This window comes from Methylobacterium sp. XJLW (genome assembly GCF_003254375.1).
Lineage (GTDB): Bacteria > Pseudomonadota > Alphaproteobacteria > Rhizobiales > Beijerinckiaceae > Methylobacterium > Methylobacterium fujisawaense.
Genome location: NZ_CP016429.1, coordinates 1,219,475 through 1,232,468, shown reverse-complemented (window position 1 = coordinate 1,232,468; position 12,994 = coordinate 1,219,475). Strand labels below are relative to the sequence as shown.

Below are 12,994 nucleotides of genomic sequence, written 5' to 3'. Positions count from 1 at the left end.
CCGTCATGCGCCGCGGAGGTCGGGGGCGGGGCGTCGAGCCGCCGGGCTCCGGGCTCGGGTGCGGAAATGCGGCACGGCGCGCGTATCTGCGCCGCTCAGCCGCGTCCTCCGGCGACGCGCAGGGCGGGCCGCGCCCGCTCGGCGCAGCGCGCGATCACCGCATCGTACGCTTCCAGGTAGCGTCCTGTCATGGCGGTGGCGTCGTAGAGCGCCTCGGCCCGGTCGCGGCAGGCCCGGCGCGACAGGCCGGCGGCCTCCCGGATGGCCACTGCGAGATCCTGCGGATCGTCCGGACGGGCGAGGCGGCCGCAGGACGCGTCCAGGATGTCGGGCATGGCACCGCGGCGGAAGGCGGCCACGGGGGTGCCGCAGGCGAGCGCCTCCGCCACGACGAGGCCGAAGGGCTCTTCCCAGCGGGGCGAGACGATCGCGACCCGCGCCCGGCCGAGATGATGGGCCAGATCCCGGTGCGCGAGATGGCCGAGATGCGTCAGGTCCGGCCCCATGCGTGGGGCGATCTCGGCGGCCCAGTAGCCGGGATTGAGCTTCGGGCCGGCGAAGGTCAGCGGCAGCCCGGCGGCGCGGGCGGCGTCGATGGCGAGGTGCAGACCCTTCTCGGGCACGATTCGGCCCGACCAGAAGGCGAAGGCCGGAACGTCGGCTTCTTCCGAGAACACGAAGGTCGACAGATCGACGCCGTTGTCGACCACCTGCGCGTTCGGGACGAGATGCGCCCATTCCTGCGCCAGCGACGGCGAGACCGCGAGGAAGGCCATGTCGGGATCGGCATCGACGATGCCGGCGACCAGGGACTCGAAGGGCGGCGTGTGCAGCACTGTCACCCAGGGGAGGCCGATCCGGGTGCTCTCGCACAGCGGCAGCGCGTGCAGGGAATTGTTGTGGACCAGATCGAAGCCCCCGGCCGCAACCATCTCCATCATGCGCCGGTAGGCCTCGTGCTCCGCCCGGTCGATCGCCTCCTCGCGGTCCGGGTCCAAGAGGGCGTCCCCGGTGGGATCGCAGAGCATCACGGGATCGAGCGCCGGGTCCGAGCCCCGGCTGGCGAACAGCGTGACGTCGTGCCCGTGCCGCTTCAGCGCGACGGTGAGGAGATGCGTGTGCATCTCCAAGCCGCCGGCATAGGGCTGGCCGATCGGGTATTTCAGATGTGCGAGGACAGCGATCTTCACGCGCGCACCGGATCCGGTTGGGTGGGGATTTCTGCCGCCCGCAGCGGCGCGAAAGGACTTCTTTCCGCGGCGAGGGTGGCGGGGATCATGCCGAATGTTTCTTCAACAAGCGTTGCGTTGGAGGGTCTGGAGCGACGACGAACGCGACGCTTGCCGACTTCCTAAGCGCCGCGGCCTGAACCAAAGATGATCGAAATGAATGGGGGCCCGTTCACGCCGGGCCGCGGCGGCCCCGTTTCTCGGCTGTCCGGGACCGCGGTCGCGAGGCGCGCATCGGCCTGCTAGGCTGCGTCTCGCGCGCCGGACGCGCGGCCGGGACGGAGAGGGTGTCGATGGGGCTGCCGTTCGGGCTGAGCGTCTTCGCGGTGGGCGTGGCGGCGCTGGCGGTCATCACCCTGGCCGCGGGCGTGAAGATCGTCCCCCAGGGCTACGTCTACACGGTGGAGCGTTTCGGCCGCTACGCCCGCAGCCTCGATGCCGGCCTCGGACTGATCACCCCCTTCGTCGAGCGGATCGGCCGGCGGGTGAACGTCATGGAGCAGGTGATCGACGTGCCGAGCCAGCAGGCCTTCACCCGCGACAATGCCGGCGTCACCATCGACGCGGTGGTGTTCTACCAAGTGCTCGACGCGGCGCGCGCCTCCTACGAGGTCTCGAACCTCGACCTCGCCGCCACCACCCTGACGATGACCAACATTCGCACCGTGGTCGGCGCGATGGATCTCGACCAGCTCCTCGCTCACCGTGACGAGATCAACGAACGCCTGCTCCGGGTGATGGATGCGGCGGCCTCGCCCTGGGGCGTCAAGATCAACCGGATCGAGATCAAGGATATCGTGCTTCCGGCCGATCTCGCCGGGGCCATGGCCCGCCAGATGAAGGCCGAGCGCGAGAAGCGCGCCTCGATCCTGGAGGCGGAGGGGCAGCGCGCCGCCGAGATCCTCCGGGCCGAGGGACGCAAGCAATCGGCGATCCTGGAGGCGGAGGGCCGGCGCGAGGCCGCCTTCCGCGACGCGGAGGCCCGTGAGCGCTCCGCCGAGGCCGAGGCGGCGGCGACCGGCATGGTCAGCCGGGCGATCGCGGAGGGCGACATCGCGGCGGCGAATTTCCTCGTGGCCGAGAAATACGTCGAGGCCGTACGGGCAATCGCCACCGCGCCGAACCAGCGGGTGGTCGTGGTGCCGATCGAGGCGGCGGCTCTCGCCGGCACCCTAGGCGGGATCGGTGAACTCACCCGCACCGTGTTCGGCGATGGTCCCTCGGCGCCCAGGCGCGCGGGAACGCCGCCCAACGTCGCCCCGCCGCGGACCTGACGCCGGCGATGCCCGCCTCCGTCGCCGACGCCGTCGCGGCTCTCGGGCCCGCCTGGAGCTGGGTGATCGCCGGGCTAACCCTGGCGGGGGCCGAGATCCTGCTGCCCGGCGTCTTCCTGATCTGGCTCGGCCTCGCCGCCGTCGCGACGGGCGTGGCCGCCGCCGCGCTGCCCCTGCCCTGGCAGGGTCAGACCCTGCTGTTCGCGGTGCTGGCCGTCGGCTTGGTCGCCGTCGCGGCGCGCCTGCAGCGTCGGGGTACCGGACCGCCGGCTCCCGCGCTGAACCGCGCCGACAGGGGCCTCATCGGGCGCGCCGGCGTGCTCGACGAGCCGATCGTGCAGGGGGCTGGCCGCATCCGCTTCGACGATACGCTCTGGCGGGTCGAGGGACCCGATTTGCCGGCCGGGGAACGGGTTCGGGTGACGGCCATTCGTGGGACGATCCTGCAGGTGGAGGCCGCGTGAGCGCGTCTCCGCGGATCCCCGCCTCAGGCTGAGGCCCGGGGCCGTTCGAGTCGCCGGGCGAGGTGCTGCAGCCGGGGCCTGACCCTCAGGAACACGCCGTAGAGACGCTCAAGGACCTGCAGGACGCGGCCCGACCGCGCGAGGAGCCCGAGCGGGCGCAGAACCGGGATCGCGCGCCACATCGCCGCGAAGGCCGCGGCGCCGGTGAGGACGGACTCGCCCTCGCGGGCATGGAAGCGCGCCAGCATGTCCGCCCGCGAGGCCGGGCAGGTGTCCGCATCCTCTGTCACGTCGACGAAGGTGATCGCGCCGCGCCGGTCCAGCCGGCGCATCAGCGCGATCTCGCGCCGGCAGAGGGGGCAGCCTCCATCGAACCAGACGACGACCTGTTCCATGGTCGACGATATAGGCCGGCGCCGAGGTCGGGCCAGATTGCGCGTCCGGCCTCGGCCTGCGGGACGGCGTCGCGGTCATCCGAACGCGCCGACCTCGTGCTGGATCATCCCGGAGATCTCGCGGACCTGGTCGAACATCCGGCGGATCGGCTGGAACAGGTTGGCGTGCTCCGCCTCGTAGGTGCCGACGTCCCGCGGGCCGGCCGGCTCGCCGAAGTTCAGGCCGAGCGTCGGATCCGGCGTGATCGGGAAGATCGCGTCGAGGAGCTTCAGGCAGCCGTCGATGTCCAGCCGCAGGAAGCGCTCCAGCAGCTGCTCGCGGGAGATGCCCGCCTGGGGCCGGAAACCCGGGATGTGCACCGCCAGGAACCAGATCCGGTGGATCAGCGCGAGCCGCAGGGCGTGGAGCAGGGTCAGCCGCGCCGACATGGCGGGAAGGTCCGGGGCGGCCGCGCGCAGGGCGAGCCAGTCGCGGGTCAGGCGTCCGAACAGGTTCCGGAGCGCGGGGGCGAGATCGAGGCGCTCCAGGGCCCCGGAGATCACGACCAGCTCGTCCCTGCGGAAATCCTTCTGCGTGCGCCGCGCCCGCTCCAGCCACACGGCCGGATCGAGGGTGTCGATATAGGCGCGCAGCACGTCGAGGTCGCCCACCGAGGCGGCGTGCTGCACCAGCCGGAAGGCCCGGGAGAAGCGCACCGAATCGCGGCGCATGTCGCGGAACAGGTCCGGGCCGCGCTGGGCGGCCCGGCCGATCCCGTGCAGGGAATTCGCCAGGAAGCCGAGCTGGTGCAGGATCGCGTTGTTGGGGATCGCCCGCATCTGGCGCGGATGGGTGATCCGCGCCGGGCCGCCATTGTCGGTCTGGCGTGCCACCGGACGTGAGCCGGTCCGGTCGATCAGGCTCGGGCCGAAGGTGCCGAGCAGGGCGGCGTAGCCCGGATCGTCGACCAGCGCCTCCATGTCCTGGCGGGCCGCGGTGAAGAATTCGAGGGCGAAATCCGGCTCGGCGTAGATCGGATCGACCTTGGCGTCGGCCGCCTTGGGATGGTCGTTCAGGGCGTAGTCCGAGAACGAATCCTCCTCCGTCACGTCGAGCGCGTAGACGTGCTCGGCGATGCGGGCGACGCTGGCGCGGGCCAGCGCCTCGGTGCCGTACAGCAGGTAGCCGTCGGTGCCCTGGAAGCTCGATTCGAGCCGGACCCGGATGCCGGCCTTGCGGGCCCGGTCCCGCGCATCCTCGGGGGCGAGGTAGGCGAGGCGGTCGCGCAGGGAGGTCGGATGGGCGCCGCGCCCGATCGATTCGCCGTGCGTGTCGAAGATCGCGAGCTCGACGTCGGACAGGCCGTTCTGGACCAGCATCTCGGTGATGCGCAGCCGCAGTCGCTCGATCCAGAAGGTCGCCGCAAGCTGGCCGACATAGCGGCCCGAATCGGAATAGCCGAACTGCACGGTCAGCCGGCCGATGCGCTTCAGATACTGGCGCCAGTGGGGGTTGCGCAGGGCGTCGTCGAGCACCCGAATGCCCTGTTCGAGGGCGCTTGCCGTCTCGAACAGCGGCGTGATCTCCAGCTTGTCGGCGATGCCGTAGTGCCGCGCCAGCCAGAGGGCGGCCAGCAGGGTGTAGCCGGTCTCGGTCTCGGCGATGAGGAAGCGCACCGGATGGGTGCCGTCGACGTGCTTGAGGATCTGGGCGATCGTCATCATCAGCCGGGCGGCCGAGGCCCGCTCGGCCGCGAGCGCCCCGAAATCGACGGCGACCGGCCGGACATCGTTCAGCAGGGTGTGGATCGTCGCGAGGTGCGACCGGCGCCGGGCCGCGTCGGTGGGCTCGCCTTCGAGGTCGATCACCCGGCGTACCGCATTGTGGATCTGGCTGGCGTTCAGCCGGAAATGCGGCAGGGCGTTCGACAGGCCGTGCGTCGCGACGCCCGCGCGCAGGACCGCGATCCGCCGTCTGTCGGCCCCGTCGTCGGCAGCCTCGAGGGCCTTGGTCAGCGCGGCGACGAGGGCGCCCGCGTCGGTCTGGGCGCGCTCGCGCTCGATGATGAGGGCCAGGGCGAAGCGGTGCACCGCCTCGAGGGACGGCTGGTCGCCGAGGCGCGGCGCCACGGTGAGCTGGCGGTTCACCGCCGCCAGCGCGTTCTCGGCGAGGGCACGGACCTCCCGGCACGCGGGACTCGCGGGCAGATCGCGCATCACCCGGTCGAACTGCATCCGCTTCGAGATCAGCCGGTAGCGGAGAGTGTCCCACCATCCGATGTCGGTCCGCCCGTCCGTGTCGCAGCCGACCCAGCTGGCGATGGCGAAGGGGCGGGGCGTCAGTTCGGTCCAGCGGTCGGGCCAGCGGGCGCGGGCGGCGTCGAGCAGGGCGCCGTTGAAGGCGTCGAGGGCGAGCCGCCCGTTATTGGCCGCCGCGCAGGCCTGCTCGAACTCGACGTCGAGGGTGATCGGCGCGTCCGGCCGCGTGGACAAAGTCGCCGCCCGTTCGATCAGCCCGGCGCGGGCCGCAGCGTCGGGCAGGCTCGCGGCCTCGGCGAGGAGGCCGGCGACCGCCCGGGGCATGCCGAAGGTGGGATGGGCGGTGAATACCACCGCGAAGGCGGTGCGGTGGATGAGGGCCGCGAAGGCCTCGACGCTGTCCGACCGGTCGGGGATTGCCGCCACGAGACGGGCGGGAATCCCCGCCTGCGGATCCTCGGGGCTGGCATCGAGCCCGACATAGGCCCGCAGCCGCTCCGCCCGGGCTGCCAGGGCTTCGGCGCGCAGGCGCACGAACAGGCCGTCCAGGTCGCCTGCCGAGATCTCGTTCCTGTCGAACCGCCGGGTGATCGCCAGGGTCACCGCCAGGACGGGATTGCGGAACGGGTCCTCCCGGGCCTGTTCCCGGGCAGCCTCAATCAGTCCGAGGAGGTGCGCCTCCAGTTCCTCGGGCTCGCGGCTCGGCTCGTGCTGCATCGGTCGGTCCCGGCTCCGGTCTGCCCGCATCTACCCGGTCCGGCGGCGCACGCAAGGAGCGTTCCGCACGCGATCGGGGACGCGATCGGACACGCGACGGGGTGGCGGCGGCCTGAACCGCAGGTTAGAGCTTGCCGCCTTATGGAGCGCCTGTTCATCATCCTGGCCATCCTGGTTTTCGCCATCGCCGTCGTCGCCGTCGCCGCGATGGTGGCTCGCGGCCGGCGCGAGCCCCTGCGCATGGGCTCCGACCTCGATCTTGAGGACGAGGATCTGCTCATCGGCTCGGTCGGTCCCCGCAGGAGCCCGATCGACCGCAGCGCACAGGTGCTCGATCCGCGAGTGCTCGATCTGGAAGCGATGGAATTGGAACCGATCCGCGCCCTCGACAGGACGCAGCGCAGCGAGGCGCTTCACCGCGATCCGCCCGGAGGCAGCCGATGACGGTGAGCCTGCGCGGGGCGGCCGGTCTGCTGCTGGCCGGCCCCCTCTACCTGACGATGGCGCAGTCCGTTTCGGCCGCGCCGGCCGGAAAGCCGCCTGCGCCGGACGTTCCGGCACAGACCGCGCCCGCTGCGCCGGCTCCCGCCCCGGAGCCGAGTGCCCCTCAGGCGACGAGCCCGACGCCGGCGGCCGGCCCGGCCCTTGAGCAGCCCTGTGGGACCCAGGCGGCCCACTTCGAGAGCGGCAAGGGCTTCAAGATGGTGATCACGCGGTCCGGGCAGATCCGCACGACGAACCCGCTCAGGCCGCTGACGCCCGAACTGAACGAGGTGCTGCAGGTCGTGATTGCCGGGAAGGTCGCCACCGCCTACGGGCCTGACTTCACGACGCTGCGGCGCGGCGGCGCCCCGGCGGGAATCGAGGCGATGCTCGGCGGCCCGATTCGCTGGCAGCCGACGCTGCCGACCTTCCCCGATCCGATCGCGATCGTCACCGAGGAGGGCACGCCGCTGGCGCAGCTCACCTTCCGCGCCTGCGAGACCCCGCCCGCCGTCAAGGCGCCGAAGGAGCCGAAGGCCGAAGCCCGCAAGAAGGCGCCCCGGCACGCGGCGCCGAAGGCCGCCGCGGCCCCGAAGACGCCCCCCGGCTTCTCCATGCCTCAGGGGGCGATCGCCGAGTAGCGGCTACTTCTGCTTGGCGATGACCTTGTCCTTGATGCCGTCGTAGACGGTCTTCGGGATGATCTTCTTGGAGACGAGATCGTCCTTCCCGCGATACGGCCGCCCCTTGATGATCGCGGCCGCGCGCGCCGCGCCGATACCCGGCAGGGCGTCGAGTTCCTCGGTGCTGGCGCTGTTGAGGTCGATGAGCGCGCCCTTTGCGGCGTTGGGCGATCCGGCCACCGGTGCGCTCGGTGCCATGGGTTTCGCGGGGGCCGTCGGCGCTGCGGTCGTCGGCGTCTGGGGCGCCTGCGCCAGGGCGGGGGCCGCCACGAGGCTCGACAGGAGGGCGAGAAGGGCGAGGGTCTTGGTGGAGGAAGCCATGGCGTTCTCCCGAAGGACGCGGCCCGCTGCGCGGTGCCGTCGTGGCAGATCTGCGACGGCCTGCTTGAACCCGCGCTTAACGCCCGCGCTTAACGGTTGTGGTCCGGCACCCCTAGCCACGGGCCGGCGCCGGAGCTATAAGCCCGCCCTCATCCGTATCCCGCGGTGTGCGTGGCGATCCTCGATTGAGGAGCCGCCCGCGCGCCGCTTTGTCCGCGGCGTCACGAAGGATCCTGCCATGGCCGTTCCGAAGCGAAAGACCTCCCCCTCCCGCCGCGGCATGCGCCGCTCGGCCGACGCCCTGAAGGCGCCGACCTATGTCGAGGACAAGGATTCGGGCGAGCTGCGCCGTCCGCACCACATCGACCTGAAGACCGGCATGTATCGCGGCCGTCAGGTTCTCAAGGTGAAGTCCGCCGAGGCCTGAGCCTCGCGAAGGCGGCGCCTCAGGCGAGGCGCCGCGCGGCCTCCGCGTAGCGCGCGGCGGCCATCTGGGTCCGTGTCAGGCGTGACGGCAGCAGCGTCGGATCGTCGGCCGTGAGCAGCTGGGCGACAAAGCCGGCGCGGGGTCTTCCTCGGCCCGCGCGATCCGCCGGCCGACCCTCCGGTTCCCCCTCGGACCGCCCCCCGTCGATCACCACCAGCGCCTGGGCTGCGGTCTCGGCCGGCTCCGGAGACGCGTCCGGCTCCGACACCGGCTTGCGCCGGGTGGAGCGGACCTGTGTCGGGCCGAGACGGCTGACTGTTCCGATACGCACCATGCGCACACCTTTCGCACGTTTCCGTGCCGATGTCGCAAAGGTGGGGCCGGTGTTTACTAATCGTCAACCCTTTGTTCGGTCGCGCCGACGGGAATTTACTTTTTCGCCAGCGCTTCGAGCCGCTGCTGCATCTCCAGCATCTGGCGCTTGAGATCGTCCAGTTCGCCCCCGGCATAGGGCGTGGGCTGTGTCGGCGCCGGCGGCTGCGTCCCGGGGGCGGGCGGCCCGAAGCCCGTGAACATCTTCATGGCGTCGCCGAAGAAGTTCATGTTGGTGCGCACCTGCTGCTCGATCGCGTTCTGGAACGCCGACGGACCGAAGCTCTGAGCGAATTTCTCGCGGAGCCCGTCCTGATCCTTGGCAAAATTCGCCATCGAGAATTCGAGGAAGCTCGGCACCATTGTGCGCATGCTGTCGCCGTAGAAGCGGATCAGCTGGCGCAGAAAGGCCACCGGGAGCAGGTTCTCGGCGCCGGCCTTGTTCTCCTGCTCGAAGATGATCTGCGTGAGGACCGAGCGGGTGATGTCGTCGCCGGTGCGCGCGTCGTACACGACGAAATCCTCGCCGTTCTGGACCATCGTGGCGAGGTCCTCCAGCGTCACGTAGGTCGAGGTACCTGTGTGATAGAGGCGCCGGTTGGCGTACTTCTTGATGACGGTCTGGGTGGCCTTGACGGTATCCGCCATCGGGAACGGCCTTTCTGGACTCGGGACCGGGGGGCGTTGCAGACGCGCGGTGCAGTCTGGCGGGGCTGTCTTCGCGCCCGCAGCACGATCCTTAAAGCCTTCCCCGGGCGCAGAAAACAGCAAACTGCACCTCTTCAACGCAGAATAATGCAGAGGGTGTGGGGCCGGAGCGCCATTTCAGTTTCGCGGACGCGTCATCGGCACGTTTTGGCGCTTTGATAGACAACCTTGACTTCGCCCATCTCAAGCCCTTCATCCCAGGGCCGGCACAGAGCGCGCCCCAAAACGTGGAAGGCGCGCCGGCTCGCGAGAGGAGAACGTTCACATGGCAGGCAGCGAAGAGATCGTCATCGTCGGGGCCGCGCGCACGCCGGTCGGCTCGTTCGGCGGCGCCTTCGGGGCGGTGCCGGCCCATGAGCTCGGTGCGACCGCCATCAAGGCCGCCCTGGAGCGGGCCAAGGTCTCGCCCGACGATGTGGACGAGGTGATCTTTGGCCAGGTCCTCACTGCGGGCGCCGGCCAGAATCCCGCCCGTCAGGCGGCCATCAAGGCCGGCATTCCCGAGAAGGCCACCGCCTGGGGCCTCAACCAGGTCTGCGGCTCGGGCCTGCGCACGGTCGCGATCGGCATGCAGCAGATCGCCAACGGCGACGCCAAGGTCATCGTCGCCGGCGGCCAGGAATCGATGTCGCTCTCGCCCCACGCGCAGTACCTGCGCGGCGGCCAGAAGATGGGCGACGTCAAGCTCGTCGACACGATGATCAAGGACGGGCTCTGGGACGCCTTCAACGGCTACCACATGGGTCAGACCGCCGAGAACGTCGCCCAGGCCTTCCAGCTCACCCGCGAGCAGCAGGACCAGTTCGCGACCCGCTCGCAGAACAAGGCCGAGGCCGCCCGCAAGGAGGGCCGCTTCAAGGACGAGATCGTCCCCGTCACCGTGCCGGGCAAGAAGGGCGACACCGTCGTCGACACCGACGAGTACATCCGCGACGGCGCCACCATCGAGGCCATGGCCAAGCTGAAGCCGGCCTTCGCCAAGGACGGCACCGTGACGGCCGCCAACGCCTCGGGCCTCAACGACGGCGCCGCCGCCCTCGTGCTGATGTCGGCCTCGGAGGCCGAGCGCCGCGGCCTGACCCCGCTCGCCAAGATCAAGTCCTGGGCGACCGCGGGCGTCGATCCCAAGGTGATGGGCACCGGCCCGATCCCGGCTTCCCGCAAGGCCCTGGAGAAGGCCGGCTGGAAGCCCTCCGACCTCGACCTGATCGAGGCCAACGAAGCCTTCGCGGCTCAGGCGCTGGCGGTGAACAAGGACATGGGCTGGGACGACGCGAAGGTGAACGTCAACGGCGGCGCCATCGCCATCGGCCACCCGATCGGCGCGTCCGGCGCCCGCGTCCTCGTCACGCTGCTGCACGAGATGAAGCGCCGCGACGCCAAGAAGGGCCTCGCCACTCTCTGCATCGGCGGCGGCATGGGCGTCGCGATGTGCATCGAGCGGACCTGAGCGCAGCGGGGCGTCAGCCCCGCTGGACAACTTAGACTTAAGGCCGAGATCACAAAAATTCGCGTGCGGACGCCATCCGCACGCGGCATCACGGGATGCGAACAGGAGGAAACAATGGCTCAAGGACGCGTCGCCCTGGTCACGGGCGGCACTCGCGGTATCGGCGCGGCGATCTCGAAGCGGCTCAAGGACAAGGGCTATCGGGTCGCGGCCAATTACGGCGGCAACGACGAGGCGGCCAACGCCTTCAAGGCCGAGACCGGCATCCCGGTCTTCAAGTTCGACGTGGGCGATCTCGCGAGCTGCGAGGCCGGCATCAAGGCCGTCGAGGCCGAGCTGGGGCCGATCGAGGTGCTGGTGAACAACGCCGGCATCACGCGGGACGGTGCCTTCCACAAGATGACCTTCGACAAGTGGCAGGCGGTCATCAAGACCAACCTCGATTCGATGTTCACCTGCACGCGTCCGCTGATCGAGGGCATGCGCAGCCGCAACTTCGGCCGCATCATCATCATCTCGTCGATCAACGGCCAGAAGGGCCAGGCCGGCCAGACCAACTACTCGGCCGCCAAGGCCGGCGTGATCGGCTTTGCCAAGGCCCTGGCGCAGGAGAGCGCGTCCAAGGGCATCACGGTGAACGTGATCGCGCCGGGCTACATCGCCACCGAGATGGTGATGGCGGTGCCGGAGGAGATCCGCAACAAGATCATCTCCACGATTCCCACGGGTCGCCTGGGCGAAGCCAGCGAGATCGCGCACGCGGTCGAGTACCTCGCCAGCGACGAGGCCGGCTTCGTGAACGGTTCGACGCTGACCATCAACGGCGGCCAGCACTTCGTCTGATCGCCAGCGGGCGCGCCGGATCGATCCGGCGCGCCCGACGCAGGGCCGAGGCCCCCGCGGCCGGTCCCTCTCGCGCCCGATCGCTTCGATGACGGCCGCCTCGGGCTGCGCCTCATCGAGTGCGCCGCGCAGCCGGCGCGCCGCCCGTTCCCCATCGGGGTGCGCTTCGCCCGTGCAGACCGTCGCCGCGGAGAGAGTCCGGCGGCGCCCGCTGATCGCCCGAGTGCCAGACGTCGCGCGGATTCCGCAGATCGGCGACGCGGACGATCCGACCCGGCAAGCCTGACGAAAGTCCTACCTGGCCTGCGCGGTCTCCGCGCGGCTTCGGGATAACGGGCATTGCGGGCAGCGATCGGCCCCGGCGCCCGCGTGTTCTGCGACACGAACAATTCGACCTGCCTCGTATAGACCTTCTTTCATCGGCTCGCGGATGGTCCTGCCGACAGAAATCGAGGTCCCGGGCGTCATGAACAACTGGTTTCACGGTAAATTCGGCGTTCATTTTATCGGTGGCGGCCAGGACAGTTCTTTGCGCGACACGGCTTCGCGTGCCGGCCAGAGCGAGGGCAGCCTCAACCGCACGCTGCCCACCGTCGCGAAGCTCGGTCTCGCCGCGGCCTGCGCCCTGGGCTTGGCCGCCTGCGTCACGCCGCAGGAGCGCCACGCGATGGATCAGAACCAGTGCTACGCCTTCGGCTTCGAGCCCGACACCGACGGCTTTGCCGAGTGCATGATGGGCCTCCATCAGCAGCGCGCCGTCGCCCAGGCCAACAGCAACCTGTATTGGCAGGCGCAGCTCGCCGAGCAGAACCGCCGCCGCGAGGCCCGGCAGGATCTCTACAAGATCGCCAGCCTGCAGCGGAGCGGCGACCCCCGCTTCCCCATCTGCGGCGCCTCGTCCGATGGCGGCATGGATCGCCGGACCATGACTTGGTACGGCCCGAACTGCCGCGCCCGCTGACCGCTATCAGGGAGATCGACGATGTCGGACGTCATCACGCCGCGGCCGGGGAACGCCAGCACGTTCATCTTCGCCACGACGGCGATGTTCGCGGCCACGATCGGGATGGTCACGCAGGACTGGGGATGGTTCGTCTTGGCGATGCTCGGAAGTGCCGGGGTGCAGTGCGTGATCTACGTGCCGCTTCAGCGATGGTTCGGCTGGAAGCCGCTCGATTTCGGCCATCTGGGTCATCTCGTCCTGCTGCTCTCCCCGCTCTGAGACGCCCATCCCCGGCAGCGCCCCGAGGGGCTGCTGCCGGTTCTCCGGATCGTTCACCCCGAGACAACGCTCATGACGCTCGCCCTGATCATCACCGGCTTCCTCGTCGTCAACTTCATGATGGCCGGCGTCTTCTCCCTCGTGGCCCTGTGGGCCGACTGAGCCGCA

Annotated in this window: 15 protein-coding genes; 9 read left to right on the top strand and 6 right to left on the bottom strand. The window is 70.2% G+C overall.

All coding sequences use genetic code 11. From position 1 onward, the window contains the following. Positions 1–95 precede the first annotated feature (95 nt). Entirely contained in the window at positions 96–1,190 is a 1,095-nt protein-coding gene (locus tag A3862_RS05750) for a glycosyltransferase family 4 protein (RefSeq protein WP_043353349.1), read from the bottom strand. A gap of 332 nt (positions 1,191–1,522) precedes the next feature. Here A3862_RS05750 and A3862_RS05745 point away from each other — a divergent pair, with 332 nt between their 5' ends. Beyond that, a complete protein-coding gene (locus A3862_RS05745) occupies positions 1,523–2,503 on the top strand; it encodes an SPFH domain-containing protein (RefSeq protein ID WP_043385564.1) in 981 nt (326 codons plus the stop codon). Positions 2,504–2,511: 8 nt separating this feature from the next. Next, positions 2,512–2,967, top strand: a complete 456-nt coding sequence (locus tag A3862_RS05740) for an NfeD family protein (protein ID WP_043760207.1) — start codon at positions 2,512–2,514, stop codon at positions 2,965–2,967. Between the two features lie 23 nt (positions 2,968–2,990). Here A3862_RS05740 and A3862_RS05735 read toward each other — a convergent pair whose 3' ends face one another. Together A3862_RS05735 and A3862_RS05730 are read right to left on the bottom strand one after the other, a co-directional pair. Next, positions 2,991–3,362 (bottom strand): thiol-disulfide oxidoreductase DCC family protein, encoded by a 372-nt coding sequence (locus tag A3862_RS05735; protein ID WP_043760209.1) that lies wholly within the window; start codon positions 3,360–3,362, stop codon positions 2,991–2,993. A 75-nt stretch (positions 3,363–3,437) separates the two neighbouring features. Next, complete coding sequence (locus A3862_RS05730) at positions 3,438–6,317, bottom strand: phosphoenolpyruvate carboxylase (RefSeq protein WP_043357361.1); 2,880 nt, start codon at positions 6,315–6,317, stop codon at positions 3,438–3,440. Positions 6,318–6,458: 141 nt separating this feature from the next. Here A3862_RS05730 and A3862_RS05725 point away from each other — a divergent pair, with 141 nt between their 5' ends. Further along, on the top strand, positions 6,459–6,761 hold the full coding sequence (locus A3862_RS05725; protein WP_043385555.1) for a hypothetical protein: 303 nt from the start codon (positions 6,459–6,461) through the stop codon (positions 6,759–6,761). Continuing rightward, positions 6,758–7,441, top strand: coding sequence for a hypothetical protein (locus A3862_RS05720; RefSeq protein ID WP_043760211.1), 684 nt, complete (start codon positions 6,758–6,760; stop codon positions 7,439–7,441). The genes A3862_RS05725 and A3862_RS05720 overlap by 4 nt, the downstream gene beginning before the upstream one ends. Positions 7,442–7,444: 3 nt before the next feature. Here A3862_RS05720 and A3862_RS05715 read toward each other — a convergent pair whose 3' ends face one another. After that, complete coding sequence (locus A3862_RS05715) at positions 7,445–7,804, bottom strand: helix-hairpin-helix domain-containing protein (RefSeq protein WP_043357356.1); 360 nt, start codon at positions 7,802–7,804, stop codon at positions 7,445–7,447. 238 nt (positions 7,805–8,042) lie between these two features. On the opposite strand from A3862_RS05715, the gene rpmF reads away from it, so the two are divergent. Continuing rightward, entirely contained in the window at positions 8,043–8,231 is a 189-nt protein-coding gene (gene rpmF / locus A3862_RS05710) for a 50S ribosomal protein L32 (protein ID WP_003601373.1), read from the top strand. Between the two features lie 19 nt (positions 8,232–8,250). Here rpmF and A3862_RS05705 read toward each other — a convergent pair whose 3' ends face one another. Continuing rightward, entirely contained in the window at positions 8,251–8,565 is a 315-nt protein-coding gene (locus tag A3862_RS05705) for a hypothetical protein (RefSeq protein WP_043385547.1), read from the bottom strand. A 95-nt stretch (positions 8,566–8,660) separates the two neighbouring features. Further along, positions 8,661–9,251, bottom strand: coding sequence for a polyhydroxyalkanoate synthesis repressor PhaR (gene phaR, locus A3862_RS05700; RefSeq protein WP_043385545.1), 591 nt, complete (start codon positions 9,249–9,251; stop codon positions 8,661–8,663). A 325-nt stretch (positions 9,252–9,576) separates the two neighbouring features. On the opposite strand from phaR, the gene A3862_RS05695 reads away from it, so the two are divergent. The 4 genes from A3862_RS05695 to A3862_RS05680 all read left to right on the top strand — a co-directional run bounded on the left by A3862_RS05695 (position 9,577) and on the right by A3862_RS05680 (position 12,826). Next, complete coding sequence (locus A3862_RS05695; RefSeq protein WP_043347468.1) at positions 9,577–10,761, top strand: acetyl-CoA C-acetyltransferase; 1,185 nt, start codon at positions 9,577–9,579, stop codon at positions 10,759–10,761. 114 nt (positions 10,762–10,875) lie between these two features. Beyond that, a complete protein-coding gene (gene phbB / locus A3862_RS05690; protein ID WP_043347469.1) occupies positions 10,876–11,604 on the top strand; it encodes an acetoacetyl-CoA reductase in 729 nt (242 codons plus the stop codon). Positions 11,605–12,133: 529 nt separating this feature from the next. After that, a complete protein-coding gene (locus A3862_RS05685) occupies positions 12,134–12,565 on the top strand; it encodes a hypothetical protein (RefSeq protein ID WP_081948722.1) in 432 nt (143 codons plus the stop codon). 21 nt (positions 12,566–12,586) lie between these two features. Next, positions 12,587–12,826: a hypothetical protein gene (locus A3862_RS05680; RefSeq protein WP_043760213.1), complete on the top strand. Its 240-nt coding sequence runs from the start codon at positions 12,587–12,589 to the stop codon at positions 12,824–12,826. The last annotated feature ends 168 nt before the right edge of the window (positions 12,827–12,994 follow it).